This window comes from Pararhizobium arenae (assembly GCF_001931685.1).
Classification (GTDB): domain Bacteria; phylum Pseudomonadota; class Alphaproteobacteria; order Rhizobiales; family Rhizobiaceae; genus Pararhizobium; species Pararhizobium arenae.
In genome coordinates this window covers 317,274-335,582 of the sequence record NZ_MOOY01000002.1, presented here as the reverse complement: position 1 = coordinate 335,582, position 18,309 = coordinate 317,274, and the positions used below count along the sequence as shown (strand labels likewise).

Sequence of the window (18,309 nt, the reverse complement as noted above, 5' to 3'; positions counted from 1 at the left end):
AAGCCGGATTATCCCGGCTTAACTTCATGCGATCTCAACGAGCGTACCGGTTGAGATCGCTCAGATAGGTGTTCTCTGCCTTTGAGATATTGAACGCGGCGGGATCGATCTTCACCAGCATCAGCGCCTCGTCACGCGGGCCGCCGCTCGCCAGCAGGTTTCCATCCGGTGCTGCGATGCGCGAAAGCCCGGCAAAGGAGAAGCGCTCGTCGGAACCGCAGTGGTTGATGTAAGCGACGAAAACCTGGTTTTCGAAGGCGCGGGTCTGGATCATGTGATCGGCGATGAAGGTGCCCGACCAGCCGGCCGGAAGCGCCGTCGGCACCAGCACGGCATCGGCGCCGGCCTGCGCAAGACGCCGGACATTTTCAGGAAACTCGACATCGTAGCAGATCAGCATGCCGCAGGTAACGCCACGATGCTTGAACAGATGCGTTGCCGGCTCGGCTGCCGCAAACAGATCACGCTCGTAGTCTCCATAGAGATGCGATTTGCGATAAACCACCGGTGCCGCATCGCCATCGACATAGACGGCGCTGTTGTAAACGGCCTCACCATCCCGCTCTGCGAAACCAGCGATGATGGCAACGCCGGTCTCCGATGAGATAGCCTTCAGGCGCTGAACGATCGGGCCATCCGCAGGCTCCGCAAGCCCACTCACCACCTCGCCACCGCCATAACCGGTGATGCCGAGTTCCGGGGTCATCAGCAGGCTCGCCCCCTTGGTGGCCGCTTCCTTCGCCGCCGCCTCGATGCGCGCCAGATTGGCGGCAACGTCGCCGCTTTCGGATTTCATCTGCAGGGCGGCGAGCGTGATCATTTGTCGTCTGCCGCCATTGCACCGAGCAGTTTCGGGAGATCGCCGAAGCGGGCGACCAGCGAGAAGATCACTGCCGCCGTTGCAACAAAAAGGATCGTCACCGAGGCCATGGTCGGCGTGTAGCCATAGCGCAGCGCGTTGAAGATCTTGATCGGCAGCGTTTCCATGGTGAAGCCGACCGTCATGTAGGCAACGATATATTCGTTGAGCGACAGCACGAAGGCGAAGGCATAGCCGGAGACTATGTAAGGCAAGATCAGCGGCAGAACGACCGTGCGGAAGATCGTCTTGTCATCCGCGCCCATGGTTGCCGCCGCTTCGACCAGCGAACGATCGATGGCGGTGAAGCCGAGCGAGAGCGTGACGAGCGGCAGGGTCACGAAGAAGATCGCGTGGCTGACGACGGCCGTCCAGGGCTGGCCGTAAAAGCCGGTCGTCGCCCAGAAGGTGAGAAGCCCCAGCGCCGTGATGACCGGCGGCAGCGTGAACGGCGCGACGCCGAGCAGCTGGAAGATATTCGCCCAGGGGGCAACACGCCGCCACAGGAACCAGGCGAGCGGCAGCGCGATGGCGACGGCGACTGCGGCGGAGCACGCGGCGAGCGTCAGTGAGGCAAGAAGCGCATTGCGCCATTCCGGATTGAGGAAGATTTCGCCGTACCACGACAGCGAAAAGCTCTTCGGCGGGAAGGCGAGCGTCTGTTTCTCGTTGACGGAGACACCGGCAACGACGATCAGCGGCAGCGCCAGAAACAGGCCGATCAGGGTGAAATAGAGGTTGCGCAGGCCGTTCATGCGGCTTCTCCCTTGCGACCGGCAATGACGGTGAGCGCCACAAGGCCGAGCGTGACCAGCACGAGGAACACGGCCATGGCTGCCGCAAACGGCATGTTGGACTGGTAGATCGCTTGATCGGTGATGAGAACCGAAAGCGTCCAGTGCTGCGGCCGGCCGAGAAGCTGCGGCAATAGATAGGAGCCGAGCGCGAAGATGAAGACCATGATCAGCGTGGCGGTAATCGTGTTGCGCAGGGCCGGCACGACGACCGTGAAGAAGGCCTTGAGCGGAGACGCGCCGAGCGTGCGCGCGGCCTCGGTGAGCGTCGGATCAAGCCGCACGATGGCGGGATAGAGCACGAGCACGGTATAGGGGAAGGCCTGATAGACCATGCCGGTCAGGACCGCGCCGAAGCTTGGCAGCAAAGCCTTGGCTTCCGTCATGATGCCGGCTGCGACGAGCAGGTTGGTGATGCCGGCGGTACGCGACAGAAGCGTCGACCATGCGAAACCGATGATGACTTCCGACAGCGACAGCACCGAGAGCAGCGCCACCAACCAGACGATCTGCGCCTTTCGCGACATGCGCGCCAGAAGATAGGTGAAGGGCAGTGCCAGCAGCACGCAGCAGATCGCCACCGCAATCGCCAGCATCAGCGAGAAACCCAGAACATTGGCGAAGAACAGGCTGAGGAAGCGTTCGTAGTTCGCGAACTGGAAGGCGGGCGTGTAGAACCCGGCCTGCTCCCGCTGGAAAAAGCTGACGGCGATCATCGTCGCAAAGGGAATGACGAAGAAGACGATGAGCATCGCCGCCGGAAAGACGATCGGCGCATAGTCGAGGAGTTTTTGCGGTTTTTCCCGTCTCATTTGGAAAGCACCACGCAGACATCGGGAAGTAGCGTGATGCCGACCGGCTGGCCGACGGTGACATCGGGCCGCGCCCGCGGCGTCGAGACGGCAACGATCTGGCGGCCCGCGACATCGACAAAGGTCTCGATCGTGCCGCCGAGATCGCGCACGAAGGTCACGGTGCCGGAAAGCGCGCCATTGCCGGGCGCCGTCAGGTGCACGTCTTCAGGGCGTACGGACAGCGTCGCCTTGGTGGCCGAACCCAGCGAGATACCGGAGACCGGCTGGCCGAGAACGGAGACGGCCCCGCCCGTTGCCTCCGCTTCGAGCAGATTGGTCGAGCCGATGAAGTCGGCAACGAAGGTATCGGCCGGACGGCGATAGATTTCGATCGGCGAGGCAGCCTGGCGGATTTCGCCCTTGTTCATGACGACCACCGTATCGGCCATGGTCATCGCCTCGCGCTGGTCGTGGGTTACGACGATGGTGGTGATGCCGAGCTTCTGCTGCAGCTGGCGAAGCTCCACCTGCATCGCCTCGCGCAGCTTGGCATCAAGCGCCGACAGGGGCTCATCGAGCAGGAAAAGTTTTGGGGAGATCGAGAGGGCACGGGCGATCGCCACGCGCTGGCGCTGGCCGCCGGAAAGCTTCGACACCGGCCGGTCGGCATAGCCCGACAGGTGGATCATGGCGAGCAGTTCATCGACGCGCTTCTTCTGCTCTTCCTTGGCTACGCCGCGAATGCGCAGCGGATAGGCAATGTTTTCGCCAACCGTCAGATGCGGAAACAGCGCCAGCGACTGGAACACCATGCCGAGATTGCGCTTGTGGGTCGGAACACGGGTGATGTCGTCACCATCGAGCCTAATTGCGCCGGAGGTGGGCAAGTCGAGGCCGGCGATCATGCGCAACAGCGTGGTCTTGCCGCAACCGGAAGGACCGAGCAGGCAAACAAACGTCCCGTGCGGCACCGTGATGTCGATGTTGTTGACGGCGGTGAACGAGCCGAATTCCTTGGTGACGTTGCTGAGCGCGAGGCCTGACATGGGTGGTCCTTGTTGGTAGCCGCTGTGACGCGACGCTTATCAATCAATATGCGTATGCCGCTTTAGCCCCCCTCTGCCCTGCCGGGCATCTCCCCCTCAAGGGGGGAGATCGCAGGAGGCATGTCCTCGCTCAAAAACAGTGACAGCGAGGGAAAAGAACAATCTCCCCCCTTGAGGGGGAGATGTCACGAAGTGACAGAGGGGGGTAAAACCCCACCCTCCATAGATACCCTCAGCCGACGATCAGCTCGGTCCACTTCTGGTTCAGCCAATCCGACTTGGTCTGGTAGAGATCGTAACGCGGAATGATCGGCTCGATGTCGGAGGAGACGGCTGCAAATTCAGCGTCCGTCAAGTCCGTCACTTCGCGCTTCACCGTCGGCGCGGTACCGACCTTGCGTGACAGGATCGCTTGGATCGACGGCTGGCTCATGTAATCGATGAACACATGGGCTTCCTCGACCTTCTCGGACGCGCGTGACAGCGCCCAGCAACCCGAATCCTGAATGCCACCTTCCTTCGGGAAGGTCGAACGGACCGGGTTGCCGTCAGCGGCCGCAAGGCCGGTCACGTCGTGATAATACTGGCCCATCGGGATTTCGCCCGACTTCAGCGACTGCTCGAACTGGGCTTCGTCACGATACCACAGACGCACGTTCGGCTTCACTTCCGCAAGCTTGGCAAACGCCTTTTCCAGACCTTCGTCGGTATCCAGCGCATTGGTGCCGCCGAAATAGGTCTTGGCCGTCACTTCGAGCAGGAAGGAGTTGGAGACAAGTGCCAAGAGGCCGAGCTTGTCGGCATTTGCCGGATCCCACAGGGCTTCCCAGGAGGTCGGCGCTTCCTTGTAGACGTCGGTGTTGGTGACGAGCGTGATGTACCACGATACGGCGCCGATACCGGCAATGCGGCCATCCGGATACTTGTTGACGAAGCGATCGAGCAGGTTCGAGGCGTTCTTGATCTTGGCGGTATCGAGCGGCGCCCAGAGTTCGGTCGCCTGGCCCTTGAGCATCGCAACCTGCGACATCATCGAGACGTCAGCCGGAGCCTGACCGGCCTTGGCAGCCTGTTCGAGCTGTACGAGCCACGCTTCACCGGTCGGCTCGGCAACGGATTCGACAGCGATGCCTGTTGCCTTGGTGAATTCCGGGAAGATGTTCTTGTCGAACGAATCCTTGAAGTAACCGCCATAGACGCCAACCTTCAGCGACTTGTCCTGCGCCCGCAGGATCGACGGCATCGCCAGCATCGATACACCGGCAAGGCCTGCACCCAGCACGGCGCGGCGGCTGACGCCGGATTTGAGAATGTCAGTCATTTTTTTCACTCCTTGTTTGCCGGTCGCTCTTTGAGGCGTTCCGGCCGTTCCCACATCAACGGCCCGCCCTGCGTAAGGCGGGCCTTAAAGACCTTTGCGGCGATGTCAATCGCGCTTGCCGTTCACGAACGGACTGTAGACCATCAGGCTCAGGATTTCGAACAGAACCTGCGAACCCGCATGGGCCGTGTTGGTGGTCGAATCGTACTGCGGCGCCACTTCCACGACGTCGCCACCGACGAGGTTCACGCCCTTCAGGCCACGGATCAATTCCAGCACCTCGCGGGTGGTGAGGCCGCCGATTTCCGGCGTGCCGGTGCCCGGCGCGAAGCTCGGATCGAGGCTGTCGATATCGAAGGAGAGATAGGTCGGACCATCGCCGACAATCGCCTTGGCCTTTTCAATGATGGCCGGAATGCCGAGCCCCGTCACCTCTTCCGCATGAATGACCGTCATGCCGGATTCGTAGGAGAACTCCCACAGATATTCCGAGGAACCCCGGATGCCGATCTGGATCGTGCGGGTCGGATCGAGCACCCCGTCCAGCACCGCATTGCGGAACGGACCGCCATGGTGGAACTTGGTGAGATCGTAGGCGCCGCCGGTGTCGCAATGGGCATCGATATGGATCATGCCGACCGGGCGCTTCTTGCCGACAGCTTTCAGGATCGGATGGCTGATCGAATGGTCGCCACCGACCGAAAGCGGCACCACACCAGCATCGACGATCTGGTTGATGCGCTTTTCGATGTCGTCGTGGCTCAGTTCCAGCCGGTAGCGGCTCTGGAACGGTACGTCGCCGATGTCGGCCACGCGTAAGTCATGGATCGGCGCGCAGCCGAGGACGTGGTTGTAAGGGCCGATACGCTCGATGGTGCGCATGGCGCGCGGCCCGAAGCGAGAGCCCGGCCGGTTGGTAACGCCGAGGTCCATGGGAATGCCGACCATGGCAACCTGCAGGTTGCCGAAATCCGGCTCGTTGGCATCGACCGGCATATGCGGCGCCATCAGGAATGTCGGAATGCCGGAGTACGGCGCAAGACGGGTGCCGTTCTTGGTGAAGATCTTGTCGGCAACCTTGCGGAAGGTCGGGTCGAACATCTCGCCGCCATGGGCTTCGCCGTATTTCGCCTTCAAATCCTGAAGCTTTTGATCGTCCAGTGCCATGCCGTCATCCTTCCTGTTCGAAACATCGAGGAACGGTACGACCTCCGCCACAAGCCGGAATTGCACGGCATAGCGCTCTCGCCGTTGCGTGACGGCGGTAGATACGTGTTCCCCAGGCTTTTGCCTTTGTTGATATCATTAGCGATCAATTTGATTGGAAAATCAATTGACAATGTTATAGCGTTTTGTGTGAGAAAATTTCACGCATTGCCGTCGACCGGAACCACCTATGAACAGCCGCCTGCCACCGCTCAACCCCCTGCGCGCCTTCGAGGCGACCGCGCGGCGTGGCTCCGTCTCGGCGGCCGCGCGGGAACTGAACGTCACCCACGGCGCCATCAGCCACCAGATCCGGGCGCTGGAGCAGACGTTCAACGCCTCCCTGTTTGAGCGTGGGGGCAAGCGCATGAAATTGACCCCTCAAGGCGCACTGTTGCTGCCGGCCGTCACGAGCGCCTTCGAAGGCATCGCCGCCGCGACCGCCGCCATGATGCGGCCAACGACCAGCGGAGAGCTGCGCATTACCTGCGTGGCGGCCCTGCTCTCCTTCTGGATGATACCACGTCTACACCTCTTCACCGAACAATATCCGGATATCCAGCTCACGCTGATCGCCTCCAACGACCCGTCAAACCTGTTTTCTCAGGATGTCGATGTCTGCCTGCTCTATGGCGACGGCAACTGGGGTGACAGCTGGTCGCGGCTGTGGAGCCAGCTGGAGCTTTTCCCCGTCGTCAGCCCGACACTCCTCAATTCGCGCCCCCTGCGCTCCGTGAAAGACCTGCAGGATCATGTGCTGCTGCATGGCGATGACGGGCGGGAATGGAACACCTGGCTCGCCGCCGCCGATGGCAGCGACGTGCCGCGCGGCCGCCAGCATTTCATGAGTGACGCCCGGCTTTCGACCGAAGCCGCGCTGCACAATCAGGGCGTGGCGCTGGGCGACACCATCACCGCCGGTAGCCTGATTGCCAAGGGCGAACTGATCGTGCCCTTCGCTCTCGCCGTGCCCGCAAACGACGCCTTCTATGTCGCGTGCCGCAATGAAGTCAGGGCAGCACCGATTGTGAAGGTGTTCATCGACTGGCTGTTCTCCGCCCTCGAAAACAACCCGATGCCGGAACTGCAGAGCTCGGCACGCACCGTTATTCGCGGGCGCCCAGTCAAAGACGACACCGAAGCAACACCGAAATCAGATCCCGACAAAGCCCCGAAACGCCGGGCCAAACCTTGAAAACCACAGGACATCCGTAATGCCGCATTTCAATCCGCTGATCGCCAGATTGTCGCCGCCGCCGATCCCTTCCGTGCTTGCCTGGGCGAAGGCCTATGACGGTACGCGCGGGCCGTTGATCGATCTGAGCCAGGCCGTTCCCGGTTATCCGCCCCACCCCGACATGCTGAAGTGGCTCGGCGAAGCGGCAAGCTCGACTGCCTATACCGGCTACGGTGCCATCGAGGGCGAGGCTGTGCTGCGCAGCGCCTATGCCGAGCATGTGTCGAAAGTTTACGGCGCGAAAATCTCCGTTGAAAACATCCATATCACTTCGGGCTGCAATCAGGCTTTCATCTCCGCGGCCATGGCGCTTGCCGGCAGCGGCGATACGGTGTTGATGACCAACCCCTTCTATTTCAACCAGGAAACGACGCTGTCCATGCTCGGCATCAAGGTCGAGCTGGTGCCCTGCGACCCTTCCTCCGGCTTCCTGCCGGATATCGAGGCGATCGCGCAGACGCTTCGCCCGGGTGTGAGGATGCTGGCGCTGGTCTCGCCGAACAACCCGACCGGCGCCGTCTACCCGCCAGCGCTCCTACAAAAGATCTTCGACCTCTGCCGCAACAACGGCACCTGGCTGGTGCTGGACGAAACCTATCGCGACTTCCTGGCTGCCGGTGATGCGCCGCACGGTCTGCTGTCGGAAGATGGCTGGCAGGATAGCCTCATCTGCCTCTACAGCTTCTCGAAATCCTTCTGCATTCCCGGCCATCGGCTGGGTGCCATCACCGCAAGCCCCGCCGTGGTGGAGCAGATCGCCAAGGTCATGGATAACCTGCAGATTTGTGCGCCCCGTTCTGCGCAGGCGGCCCTTGCCAAGGCGTTGCCCGCACTGGATGACTGGAGAGCCGGCAACCGCGCCGAGATCGGCCGCCGCGCCGATGCGCTGCGTCAGGTCATGGCCAGGACGCCCGGCTGGAAGCTGCAGGCGATCGGCGCTTACTTCGCCTATATTCGCCACCCCTACCCGGATATCGGCTCGGATTTTGTCGCGGAAAAGCTCGCCAAGATCGCCGGCATCGTCTGCCTGCCGGGAGATTATTTCGGCGAGGGCCAGGAAGGCTATCTGCGCTTTGCCTTCGCCAATGCCGATGCCGACACGATCCTGAAGCTTGAGGAACGGCTGAACGGCTTCTCACTGCCGGGGATTTAACCGCGGCGAGCGACCGCAATTCCACAAAGAACGATCAGGCCGCCCGCGGCCTGCATCACCCCGATCGACTCGTTCAGCACCCACCACGCGAGTATGGACGCGCCAACCGGCTGCAGCAGCAGCGTCAGGGACGAAAAGGCCGGTGGCAAGTAGGCAAGCGCATAGGTGATCAGCACCTGCCCGCCGGCATGGCTGATGAAGGCGACGCCGAGCACGATGCTCCAGCCGTAAAGCGACGACGGCAGAAGCGTGCTTTCGAAGATAAGCGCCGCCGGCAGCAGGCAGGCTGCCGCGGATGCCGAACCCCAGACCATGATGCGCAACGTATCGAACCGGCTGCGCAGCCGACCAAGCGAAAGAATATAACCCGCGTAAAACATGGCGGAGGCCGTCGCCACGAGATCACCCTTCAAAGCGCCGCCACCCAGTGCCGAAGGACCGCCCTTCAACACGAGAATACCGATGGCTGCGATGACGAGACCAGCGAGAAAAGCGCGGGTGATGGGCAGACGAAACAGCGCCCAGCCGAAGACCGTCACGAAAACCGGCGCGAGGTTCGCCAAGAGGGTCGAATTGGCCACCGACGTCATGTTGATGGACAGGTGCCAGCCCGCCAGATTGATCGCCAGCATTACGCCCGGCAGCATCAGCATCAGCCGGTCGCGCCAGCTTTCGGGCGCGACCCCTTTGTCCTTGCGGAAGATGAAGAACAGGCCAAGCGGAAGAAGCGCCAGCGCGACGCGCCAGAAGGCGGTGGATATCGGGCCGACTTCTGAAAGCCGCACGAAGATCGGCGAACCGCTGATCGCGACGCCGCCGAGAAGAAGCGATGCCATGGCAAAGCGGTTGTCCGCAGGCCGCATTCGGCCGGCAGGCTGGGAGACTGTCTGCGTCAAGCTCATTCCAATCGATCGCTGCCCGGCGGGGAATCAACCGGTCGGATATCTCGGCCCTATCAGATCAACCCTATTGCTCACAGTGGGGAAAAGCCGGACTAGCAAGATTTCGGGGCCTGCAAGATCGCCTGCAGACCCCGAATATTATCAAGCCGCGTCAGGCCGATGGATCGTCTTCACTTCAAGGAAGTCCTCAAGCCCGAACAAACCGCCCTCCCGGCCATTGCCGGATTGCTTGTAGCCGCCGAACGGGCTGCCATAGCGGTGTGGCCCGCCATTGATATGGACCATGCCGGCGCGCAGCCGGGCGGCCACGCGCTCGGCGCGGTCAGGATTGCCGGTCTGGAGATAGGCGGCGAGACCATAAGCCGTGTCGTTGGCGATCGCGATGGCTTCTTCCTCCGTCTCGAAGGGAATGATCGCCAGCACCGGGCCGAAGACTTCCTCACGGGCAATGCGCATATCATTGTTCACATCGGCGAAAATCGTCGGGCGAACGAAATAGCCGGTCTCGAAACCTTCCGGCTTGCCGGGACCGCCGACCAGAAGACGCGCGCCTTCGGCGACCCCCGCCTCGATCAGGGCCTGCACGCGACCGAACTGGATATGGGAGACGAGCGGCCCGATATGGCTGCCCTCCTCTTCCGGATTGCCGACAGTCGCTTGCTTTCCTGCTTTTTCGGCGATCTCGACAACCTTGTCGTAGACGGAACGCTGCACCAGCATGCGCGTCGGCGCGTCGCAGGACTGGCCGGAATTGTTGAAGCATTCGGCGACGCTTGCGGACACACGTTCTTCCAGATCGGCATCTTCGAAAACGATGTTCGGCGATTTGCCGCCGAGCTCCAGCGTCACGCGCTTCACCGTCTCGGCCGCATCCTTGCTGACGGCGATGCCGGCGCGGGTGGAGCCGGTGAAGGACATCATGTCGATGTCCTTGTGCTTCGAGAGCGCGGAACCGCACTCGATGCCATCCCCGTTGACGAGATTGAAGACACCGGCCGGGAAGCCTGCCTCCTCGACCATCTCGGCATAAAGAAGCGCATTGAGCGGCGTGAATTCGGATGGCTTCAGAACGCAGGTGCAGCCCGTTGCCAACGCCGGCACGACCTTGAGGGCGATCTGGTTGATCGGCCAGTTCCAGGGCGTGATCAGGCCACAGACGCCGATCGGTTCGCGGCGTACGACATCGCCATTCGGCAGCACTTCGCGCGCCTTCAACCGCTTCAGGCCATCGATAAAGCCTTGCAGATGGCCGACGCCGACATCGGCCTGCTGCTCGGTGCTCATGGTGATCGGCGCGCCGAGTTCCAGCGTGATGGTGCGCGCCATCTCGTCGTATCGGCGCTTGTAGATGGCCAGCAGCTTCTCCAACAGCGCGATGCGCTCATCAAGCGACGTCTGGCTGTAGCTCGGAAAAGCGGCCTTCGCGGCGGCAACGGCACGGTCGATATCGGCTGCCGTGCCCATGGAAATGACCGCAATCGGCTTTTCGGTCGCCGGGTTGATCACCTCGAGGTCATTGGGCTTTAGCGGATCGACCCACGCGCCACCGATAAAGAATTTCCGCTTGTCCTGCATGCTGCTCTCCCGTCCTTGTTTTATGGCGCCGCCTCGGCGACGCGGGCGCATGCTGGCCTGCCGAAAATTCCGGGTCAAGCCGTGGCGTCAAGAGAAGATTGTGGATGGCGGCTCAAAGGCAGGGCACGAGCAAAGAAAAGGCCCCGCGTCGATCGTCCGCGAGGCCTTTCATTTTAATATCTGTAGCGTCAGATCGCGCCGCACACCATTGCGGTCACGAAAAGGAAGGCTGCGGCAAGTGCGGCGCCTTGTGCGGCGGTATTCCAGGAAACAGCGGAAATGTTACGGTTCTGCGCAAGCGGCTTCGAACTCTGCATTCTTGCTCTCCCTATGGCTTGGCCGGACGGACTTTTGTCCTCGTCACCGGCATTCTCTCCCTATGTTGTCCGAAATTTTCCAGTAAGTTTATAGATATTATTTTTCGATTTTTGGGCCGGAAAGGGAAAATCAGACCAGTACCTTAAAAAACGCAGGCAGCGTCTCAATGTTCCTGATGCTCCCGCTCGATGACGTGGCGCGCCCAGCGCTCGCTGAACCAGGGATTGAGAAGCGAAACTTCGCCATGGCTCGGGGGCTCCGTCAGTTCCACGTTGGTGTCCTTGTAGGTCCAGACACGGAACGCCGTCAGTTCGTGTTTGCCGAAGGTCTGGATCAAGGGCACATCCGCCGCATCACACCCGCGAGCCGCCGCAATCCGGCCGACCATCGGGGTGTTGTTGCGGGCATCGAAGGTATACCACCGGTTCTCAAGATAGGCCTCGAACCACGAGTTGAAATCCATTGGGGCCGGGTTATCGGCCGTATCGCTTTCGGCGAGATAGCCGTTCACGTAGCGGGCCGGCATGTTCATACAGCGGCAGAGCGTGATCGCAAGGTGGGCATAGTCCCTGCAAACGCCCGAGCGCTCCTCATGCGCCTCCATTGCAGTGCGCATGACTGAGGAGTATCCGTAACTGAAGGTCAGCCGCTCGTGCACATAGTCGCAAATCGCCTGAACCCGCTTCCAGCCCGGCTCGATATCGCCGAATTGGCGCCAGGCGAGCGCGCCGAAACGGTCGGTTTCACAATAGCGGCTGGCGGAGAGATAAGGTAGACAGGATGCCGGAAGCGTCTCCACCGGCACGGCGCCCGCTTCCAGATAAATTGTATCCGGGCGGCCATTGTCGCGAATGATAGCATCATAGGACAACACCGTGTCGCCTTCCGGCAAGACCATGCGCACGCAGACATTGCCGAACGGGTCGGTGATCTCGCCCATCTTGATGGGCGGTTTGGCGATAGGGCCTCGCTCGCTAACGATATCGCGTCGCCGGTCGCGATCCACAGAAAGATAAGTCATCAGAGGTGTCGGCTGTACGCAACGAACCCCAATCTCGTATCCGAACCGGATGAACATATTCGACCTCCACAACCAGCAAAAAACGCCGTTTTCGCTGGTTTGTTCCGACTTGTTGCCTGGACTGGAGACGATTTACCGTAACACGCCTCCTCTCACTCGGGCCCTTGTTCGGGCAAGACTGGCCGCACGGAAACAGAAACTGGAGTGTGAAAGGCCGTCTTGATACAACGCGCCGTACGCGGTGCGCAACGGCGCACGCGGCACGATCAATTTAGCGCAGATCGCGAAAAAGAGGAAACGAATTTCCTTGAACGGCAGACGCCGCTCAGACGATGAGCATCGCCCGAAAATCGTTGACGTTGGTACCCGTCGGCCCCGGCACGAAGAGATCGCCGCTGGCTCGAAAGGCGCTCCAGGCGTCATGGCGGGCGAGATGATCGCGCGGATCGGCTCCTGCGGCCCGGATCGCCGCGACCGTCCCGCCATCGGCAAAGGCTCCGGCATTGTCTTCCGAGCCATCAATGCCATCGGTATCGGCCGCCAGCGCATGGATGCCAGCGACGCCATCGATATCGAGCGCAAGCGACAGCAGAAACTCGCTGTTGCGTCCGCCCTTGCCGTAGGTGTTTGTGATGGTCACAGTCGTCTCGCCGCCGGATAGGATCACCACCGGCTTGGAGAAGGGCCGATTGCGCAACGCCGTCTCCCTGGCGATGGCCGCGTGCATGCGGCCGATATCGCGCGCCTCGCCCTCGATCGCGTCCGACAGGATCACCGGCTCGACGCCAAGCTCTCTCGCCTTGGCAGCCGCAGCCTCCAGCGAAACGCTGGCCGACGCGATCACATGGCGCACATGGTTTTCAAAGGCCGGATGATCCGGTAAAGGCGCTCCGGCCTGCCCGGACTTCAGATGCCGCATTACCGCCGCCGGCAGCTCCATGCCGTAACGGGCGACGATGGCAAGAGCATCCTCCGCCGTCGAGCTATCCGGGATCGTAGGCCCGGATGCGACGAAAGCCGGGTTGTCACCGGGCACATCCGAAACTATCAGGCTGACCACCCGTGCCGGTGCCGCGGCAAAAGCCAGCCTCCCGCCCTTGATGCGGGAGACATGCTTACGCACCACATTCATGGCCGAGATCGGCGCGCCCGAAGCGAGCAGCGCCCTGTTGACAGCGATCTCGTCTTCCAGCGTCAAGCCTTCCGGCGGCGCCGGCAGGAGTGATGAACCACCGCCGGACACCAGCGCGATGACAAGATCGTCCTCGGTCAACCCTTCCACCAGCCGCAACAGTTCCGTTGATGCGGCAAGCCCGGCCTCATCCGGCACCGGATGCGCCGATTGCAGCACACGGATGCGCCTCGTTTCCGCAACAGGCCCGTGGCGCGCAACAACGGCGCCTTCCAGCGGGCCATCCCAGGCACTTTCGAAAGCCGCCGCCATCTGGCTCGCCGCTTTGCCTGCACCGACGACGATGGTGCGCCCCTTCGGCGGCTCCGGCAGATGAGCGCGGATCGCGGCAAGCGGATCGGCAGCAGTGACAGCGGCCTCGAAAAGGCTAACCAGAAAAGGCCGGGGGGCAAGGAGCATCAGCAATCAGTCCGCAACTTCGATATCATAGACAAGCACACCATCGACGCCGCCTTCGCAGGCGTCAACAATACGACCACCAACCTTCTGGTGTTCTGGATGAACGAGATAGGCATCGCGGGCAGCGGCATCCGTGAAATCGATGATGAAGCCGGCGGAATACCCTTTGTCCATGCCCGTTTCCGGGCTGACATTCACACCGATATGGGCGGTGATGAAACCCGGAACGAGCGACTTCAAAGCCTCGATCGCCTGAAAAATCTCTGTCTTCCGGTCATCGGGATAATCGGACTTGAAACGCAGAAAAACGCAGTGGCGGATCATCGGAAACTCCTATCGTACATAGGCCCTATCTTACATTGGCTCTGGCACGCGGACGCTGGTCGTTGCGCTCATGGCTGAAGATCACGGCCGGCAGCGGCTCGAGGCCGCGGATGATATCTGATCCCTTCTCGCCCATCATGATCGTCGGACCATTGGTGTTGCAGGAGGGAACGCGCGGCATGACGGAACTGTCGCAGACGCGCAGACCTTCAAGCCCATGCACCTTCAAATCGAGCCCCACGACCGCATCCGCCCCCGTACCCATCTTGCAGGTGCCGACCGGATGGTGATCCGTCTTGGCATTGGCGCAGCCGTAATCGAATAGCTGTTCGTCGGTGACGACGCCGCGGCCCGGCAGGCGTTCTTCAAGAATGAAGGGTTTAAGCGCCGCCTGCTGGAAGATTTCCCGGGCGATCTTCAGTCCCTCGATCGACATCTTGCGATCGTGCGGATCTTCCCAATAATTCGGATCGATCAGGGGTGCTGCCGCCGGATCGGAAGACTTCAGCCGCACGGTGCCGCGCGAGCGGGGGTGCAGATAGGCGGAATTCAGCGTCACGCCGGCATTCTTGAGTTTTTCGACGCCCGCCTCGATGCCCGAGCCGAGGCCAAGATGGAACTGGATATCCGGCGAGCGCGCATCCGGATCGGCATACCAGAAGCCGCCGGTCTCGAAGAGCGACGAGGCCACCGGGCCCGAACGGAAGAGCACATATTGCAGCCCGGCCCACAGCGTACGGTGCAGCTTCGCCACGCCGTCATAGGTATGGTCGCCGGTGCATTCGGAGATCACGAAGAGATCGAGATGATCCTGCAGGTTGGAGCCGACGCCGTGCAGATCGTGCTTCACCTCGACGCCGACCGAACGAAGGTGATCGGCAGGGCCGATACCGGATTGCTGCAGCAATTTCGGCGAGCCGATGGCGCCAGAGGAAACCAGCACTTCCCGATCCGCCCGGATGGTTTCCAGTCCGCCCGACGTGGCGATCTCGACGCCGACCGCTCGTTTTCCTTCGATCAAAATGCGCGTTACCCGCGCGCCGAGCCGCACCGTCAGGTTCTTGCGGTCGCGGATCGGATTGAGATAGGCAAGCGATGCGGACGAGCGGCGGCGATTGCGCTGGGTCAGCTGGTAAAAGCCGACGCCCGCCTGCTGCTTGCCGTTGAAGTCGTGATTGTAGGGAATGCCGAGTTCCTGGCCGGCGCGGATATAGGCATCGCAAATCGGCAGACCCGAGACCGGCATGGACACGCCGAGCGGGCCACCATAACCATGATAATCGTCGGCGAAACGCTGGTTGTCTTCCGAGCGTTTGAAATAGGGCAGCACATTGCGATAATCCCAGCCGGTGCAGCCGTCCTCACTTGCCCAGAGATCGTAATCGGCCGCATTGCCGCGCGTGTAGAGCTGGGCATTGATCGAGGAACCGCCGCCGATGACCTTGGCCTGGGTGTAGCGCAGCACGCGGTTCTTCATGTGCTTCTGCGGCACGGTCTCCCAGCCCCAACTCGCGACCCCCTTTGTCATCTTGGCAAAACCGGCGGGCATATGGAACAGCGGGTTCCAGTCGCTGCCGCCGGCTTCCAGCAGCAGCACCTTCAAATCGGCATCTTCCGTCAGGCGGTTTGCAAGCACGCATCCCGCGGGGCCGGCGCCGGTGATGATGTAGTCGTAGGTCATGTTCCTGTCCTCAAAGTCTCTGCCGGTCTTTCTTTGGGAAGAGAAAGCCAGTCCAATATTCCAAGCCCTCTTCTCCCCAGCGGGGAGAAGTGCCGAGCGAATGCGAGGCGATGAGGGGGTCTTTGCCGCAAGCTCCGATCCCGCCGCCCCCTCATCCGGCCTTCCGGGCCACCTTCTCCCCGCCGGGGAGAGAGGTCATCCACTCATAACCGCCCGATCGACAGCGCCCCGTCCGCCTGGATGACCGAGCCCGTCGCAAACCCGAACCGCCCGGAAGCCAGAGCCGAGACGATATCGCCGATATCAGATGGCTCGCCCCACCGCTTCATCGGCACCAGCCCGCCATCGATCAGCGCGTCGTATTTCGCAGAAACCCCGGCTGTCATTTCCGACCGGATGATGCCCGGCCGCACCTCGAAAACCCCGATGCCCGTTTCCGCAAGCCTGAGCGCCAGCCCTTGCGAAAAGGCAGAGAGCCCCGCCTTGCTCACACAATAATCCAGCCGTTCCGGCGAACTCAGAGACGCCGAAACCGAGGTGATGTTCATGATGGAACGAGCACCGCGCGCTGCAACGTCCGTCGAAAGCATCGAGCGCAAAACGGCCTGCGTGAAGAACACCGTGCCACGCAGATTGGTCGCGACGATCGTGTCGAAATTCTCGGGGCTCAGCTCGAGGAAATCACCCCGCACCACAGATGCCATGCCGGCGTTGTTGACGAGGCAATCGATGCGACCGAAGCGCTTGACCACAGCCTCGACCGTCGCCTGATGGCCGGACACATCGGAGAGATCGGCGCGATAAAAGGCCGCCTGCGCGCCCAGCGCTTCAAGCTCCTCCAAGACCGGCGAAATACCGGCGCTGTCACCAATGCCCGTGATCGCAATATCGAAATCGGCGGCAGCGAGCGCCTTGGCGATGCCAAGGCCGATACCCCGCCGCCCGCCGGTGACGATCGCCAGACGCCGCCCCGTCATGCCGCCAGATCCTTCTCCCGGATATGCGCGCCGACCCTGAGCGCCTGCGCCGCCACCGACAACGCCGGATTGACCGCCGCAGACGTCGGCAGATAGGAGGCATCGACCACGAAGAGATTGGGATGATCGAACGCCCGGCAATAGACATCAAGCGGCGCGCTGGCCGGATCGGTGCCGATCTTCACGGTGCCGCACTGGTGCGACGGCGTGCGCTTGTCGAAGGGCCGCGAGACGACCAGCGGGAAGCCGGCGCCCTTCAGCGCCTTCTTCAGCTTGTCGACCAGCATCAGATGCGCATCCCAGTTGGTGCGCACCCATTGAAGCACGATGCGCTCGCCATCGACCATGATGCGGCTTTCGGAATGCGGGATATCCTCGCTCATCGCGTAGAAATCGATGGCGTGGGCCGAAACCTGATTGAGCACCCACTCAGGTACCGAAGGCATCTGCGCCTTCAGGATCGGCCCGGAGATGCGGCCGAGAAGCTGAACATTGCCGAGCGGCGGCCCCCCCTCCCCATCAGACAGGTAATAGTCGTTGAAGCCGAAGGTCTTCTGATAGATCGAGTCATTGCGATAGAACGGCGAAACCGCAATCACCGCGCTTGAATTGTGGTTCATGAAGTTGCGGCCGACCTGATCGGAACTGTTGGCCAGCCCCTTCGGATTGGCATCATTGGCCGAGCGCAACAAGAGCACTGAGGATTGCACCGCGCCAGCCGACAGAATGACGAGCTTCGGCGAAATCGACTGCTCTATCCCGTCGTTCATATAGGCAACGGTCTCGATGCGCTTGCCATCGGCTGCCGTGAGCAATCGCGTCACCCGCGAGCCGGTCTGCAGCCGCACATTAGGATGCTGCAACGCCAGTGCGAGGCTGACGGTCTCGGCATCCATCTTGCCGTCAAAACTGTTGGGATGCGCATCCCACGGCGTCTTCGCCTTCGCCAGCCACTTGTCGATATCGATGCCGAGCGGCAGGGAATATGGATGCAGCCCATTGCGTTTCAGCTTCTCTCGCACCGAGGCAATTGCCGGTTCATCCGGCACCGGCGGAAAGGCATAAGCTTGGGAATGAGCCGGCTCCGTCGGATCCTGCCCCAGCGCGCCCCTCACCTGAAACAACTGCTCGGCAGCGCTGTACCAAGGCTCCAGCTCCTCATAGGGAAACGGCCAAGCCGGAGACACACCCTCCAGATGCGCCATCTCCTCGAAATCCTCGCGGCGATAGCGCACCAGCACCGCGCCATAAAATTTCGAGTTGCCGCCGACATTGTAATAGTTGCCGGGGTTGAAGGCCGTGCCGTCCGTTTCGTACCACATCTCCTTCGGGCGGAAATGGCCGCGCTGGAAGATCGCCCGGGCATCGCGGTTTTCCGGCCGGTCCTCAATATGGCCACCGGCTTCGAGGATCAGGATGTCTGCACCGGAGGGCGCGAGCGCGGAGGCAATCGTGGAGCCGCCGATGCCGGAGCCGATGATGACGATGTCGGGCGTTTTGCTCATGGCTG

General features: G+C 61.7%; 17 protein-coding genes. 2 read left to right on the top strand and 15 right to left on the bottom strand.

The window, feature by feature from the left end:
* Nucleotides 1-34: 34 nt before the first annotated feature.
* The 6 genes from BLX89_RS04930 to speB form a co-directional block, all read right to left on the bottom strand.
* On the bottom strand, nt 35-820 hold the full coding sequence (locus BLX89_RS04930) for a carbon-nitrogen hydrolase family protein (protein ID WP_075289535.1): 786 nt from the start codon (nt 818-820) through the stop codon (nt 35-37).
* Nucleotides 817-1,614, bottom strand: coding sequence for an ABC transporter permease (locus BLX89_RS04925; protein WP_075289534.1), 798 nt, complete (start codon nt 1,612-1,614; stop codon nt 817-819). Before BLX89_RS04925 ends, BLX89_RS04930 begins: the two co-directional genes overlap by 4 nt.
* On the bottom strand, nt 1,611-2,465 hold the full coding sequence (locus BLX89_RS04920) for an ABC transporter permease (protein ID WP_075289533.1): 855 nt from the start codon (nt 2,463-2,465) through the stop codon (nt 1,611-1,613). The genes BLX89_RS04925 and BLX89_RS04920 overlap by 4 nt, the downstream gene beginning before the upstream one ends.
* On the bottom strand, nt 2,462-3,493 hold the full coding sequence (locus BLX89_RS04915; RefSeq protein WP_075289532.1) for an ABC transporter ATP-binding protein: 1,032 nt from the start codon (nt 3,491-3,493) through the stop codon (nt 2,462-2,464). The genes BLX89_RS04920 and BLX89_RS04915 overlap by 4 nt, the downstream gene beginning before the upstream one ends.
* Before the next feature lie 232 nt (nt 3,494-3,725).
* Nucleotides 3,726-4,814, bottom strand: coding sequence for an ABC transporter substrate-binding protein (locus tag BLX89_RS04910; protein WP_075289531.1), 1,089 nt, complete (start codon nt 4,812-4,814; stop codon nt 3,726-3,728).
* Between the two features lie 105 nt (nt 4,815-4,919).
* Nucleotides 4,920-5,981: an agmatinase gene (gene speB, locus BLX89_RS04905; RefSeq protein WP_075289837.1), complete on the bottom strand. Its 1,062-nt coding sequence runs from the start codon at nt 5,979-5,981 to the stop codon at nt 4,920-4,922.
* A 229-nt stretch (nt 5,982-6,210) separates the two neighbouring features.
* On the opposite strand from speB, the gene BLX89_RS04900 reads away from it, so the two are divergent.
* Entirely contained in the window at nt 6,211-7,215 is a 1,005-nt protein-coding gene (locus BLX89_RS04900; protein WP_075289530.1) for a LysR substrate-binding domain-containing protein, read from the top strand.
* A 19-nt stretch (nt 7,216-7,234) separates the two neighbouring features.
* Nucleotides 7,235-8,410 (top strand): aminotransferase, encoded by a 1,176-nt coding sequence (locus tag BLX89_RS04895; RefSeq protein WP_075289529.1) that lies wholly within the window; start codon nt 7,235-7,237, stop codon nt 8,408-8,410.
* Here the strand turns inward: BLX89_RS04895 and BLX89_RS04890 are convergent.
* The 9 genes from BLX89_RS04890 to BLX89_RS04855 all read right to left on the bottom strand — a co-directional run bounded on the left by BLX89_RS04890 (nt 8,407) and on the right by BLX89_RS04855 (nt 18,304).
* Nucleotides 8,407-9,312, bottom strand: a complete 906-nt coding sequence (locus BLX89_RS04890) for a DMT family transporter (protein WP_075289528.1) — start codon at nt 9,310-9,312, stop codon at nt 8,407-8,409. The genes BLX89_RS04895 and BLX89_RS04890 overlap by 4 nt on opposite strands.
* Before the next feature lie 141 nt (nt 9,313-9,453).
* The gene (locus BLX89_RS04885; RefSeq protein WP_075289527.1) at nt 9,454-10,887 is read right to left on the bottom strand and encodes an aldehyde dehydrogenase family protein; all 1,434 of its coding nucleotides are present in this window, start codon (nt 10,885-10,887) and stop codon (nt 9,454-9,456) included.
* Nucleotides 10,888-11,075: 188 nt separating this feature from the next.
* Nucleotides 11,076-11,204: a hypothetical protein gene (locus BLX89_RS25310; protein ID WP_280950560.1), complete on the bottom strand. Its 129-nt coding sequence runs from the start codon at nt 11,202-11,204 to the stop codon at nt 11,076-11,078.
* Between the two features lie 164 nt (nt 11,205-11,368).
* A complete protein-coding gene (locus BLX89_RS04880; protein WP_075289526.1) occupies nt 11,369-12,283 on the bottom strand; it encodes a transglutaminase-like domain-containing protein in 915 nt (304 codons plus the stop codon).
* Nucleotides 12,284-12,551: 268 nt separating this feature from the next.
* The gene (locus BLX89_RS04875; protein ID WP_075289836.1) at nt 12,552-13,817 is read right to left on the bottom strand and encodes a glycerate kinase type-2 family protein; all 1,266 of its coding nucleotides are present in this window, start codon (nt 13,815-13,817) and stop codon (nt 12,552-12,554) included.
* A 6-nt stretch (nt 13,818-13,823) separates the two neighbouring features.
* Nucleotides 13,824-14,141 carry a Dabb family protein gene (locus tag BLX89_RS04870; RefSeq protein WP_075289525.1) on the bottom strand — a complete coding sequence of 106 codons (318 nt, stop codon included), beginning with the start codon at nt 14,139-14,141 and terminating at the stop codon, nt 13,824-13,826.
* A 25-nt stretch (nt 14,142-14,166) separates the two neighbouring features.
* Nucleotides 14,167-15,822 (bottom strand): GMC family oxidoreductase, encoded by a 1,656-nt coding sequence (locus tag BLX89_RS04865; protein WP_075289524.1) that lies wholly within the window; start codon nt 15,820-15,822, stop codon nt 14,167-14,169.
* A 203-nt stretch (nt 15,823-16,025) separates the two neighbouring features.
* Nucleotides 16,026-16,799, bottom strand: a complete 774-nt coding sequence (locus tag BLX89_RS04860; RefSeq protein ID WP_075289523.1) for a 3-ketoacyl-ACP reductase — start codon at nt 16,797-16,799, stop codon at nt 16,026-16,028.
* Nucleotides 16,796-18,304 (bottom strand): GMC oxidoreductase, encoded by a 1,509-nt coding sequence (locus BLX89_RS04855; protein WP_075289522.1) that lies wholly within the window; start codon nt 18,302-18,304, stop codon nt 16,796-16,798. Before BLX89_RS04855 ends, BLX89_RS04860 begins: the two co-directional genes overlap by 4 nt.
* Between the last annotated feature and the right edge of the window lie 5 nt (nt 18,305-18,309).

Excerpts from the sequence above, each read along its gene's own strand:
- BLX89_RS04930 (WP_075289535.1), bottom strand. The coding sequence starts at position 820 with ATGATCACGCTCGCCGCCCTGCAGATGAAATCCGAAAGCGGCGACGTT.
- BLX89_RS04925 (WP_075289534.1), bottom strand. The coding sequence starts at position 1,614 with ATGAACGGCCTGCGCAACCTCTATTTCACCCTGATCGGCCTGTTTCTG.
- BLX89_RS04920 (WP_075289533.1), bottom strand. The coding sequence starts at position 2,465 with ATGAGACGGGAAAAACCGCAAAAACTCCTCGACTATGCGCCGATCGTC.
- BLX89_RS04915 (WP_075289532.1), bottom strand. The coding sequence starts at position 3,493 with ATGTCAGGCCTCGCGCTCAGCAACGTCACCAAGGAATTCGGCTCGTTC.
- BLX89_RS04910 (WP_075289531.1), bottom strand. The coding sequence starts at position 4,814 with ATGACTGACATTCTCAAATCCGGCGTCAGCCGCCGCGCCGTGCTGGGT.
- speB (WP_075289837.1), bottom strand. The coding sequence starts at position 5,981 with ATGGCACTGGACGATCAAAAGCTTCAGGATTTGAAGGCGAAATACGGC.
- BLX89_RS04900 (WP_075289530.1), top strand. The coding sequence starts at position 6,211 with ATGAACAGCCGCCTGCCACCGCTCAACCCCCTGCGCGCCTTCGAGGCG.
- BLX89_RS04895 (WP_075289529.1), top strand. The coding sequence starts at position 7,235 with ATGCCGCATTTCAATCCGCTGATCGCCAGATTGTCGCCGCCGCCGATC.
- BLX89_RS04890 (WP_075289528.1), bottom strand. The coding sequence starts at position 9,312 with ATGAGCTTGACGCAGACAGTCTCCCAGCCTGCCGGCCGAATGCGGCCT.
- BLX89_RS04885 (WP_075289527.1), bottom strand. The coding sequence starts at position 10,887 with ATGCAGGACAAGCGGAAATTCTTTATCGGTGGCGCGTGGGTCGATCCG.
- BLX89_RS25310 (WP_280950560.1), bottom strand. The coding sequence starts at position 11,204 with ATGCAGAGTTCGAAGCCGCTTGCGCAGAACCGTAACATTTCCGCTGTT.
- BLX89_RS04880 (WP_075289526.1), bottom strand. The coding sequence starts at position 12,283 with ATGTTCATCCGGTTCGGATACGAGATTGGGGTTCGTTGCGTACAGCCG.
- BLX89_RS04875 (WP_075289836.1), bottom strand. The coding sequence starts at position 13,817 with ATGCTCCTTGCCCCCCGGCCTTTTCTGGTTAGCCTTTTCGAGGCCGCT.
- BLX89_RS04870 (WP_075289525.1), bottom strand. The coding sequence starts at position 14,141 with ATGATCCGCCACTGCGTTTTTCTGCGTTTCAAGTCCGATTATCCCGAT.
- BLX89_RS04865 (WP_075289524.1), bottom strand. The coding sequence starts at position 15,822 with ATGACCTACGACTACATCATCACCGGCGCCGGCCCCGCGGGATGCGTG.
- BLX89_RS04860 (WP_075289523.1), bottom strand. The coding sequence starts at position 16,799 with ATGACGGGGCGGCGTCTGGCGATCGTCACCGGCGGGCGGCGGGGTATC.
- BLX89_RS04855 (WP_075289522.1), bottom strand. The coding sequence starts at position 18,304 with ATGAGCAAAACGCCCGACATCGTCATCATCGGCTCCGGCATCGGCGGC.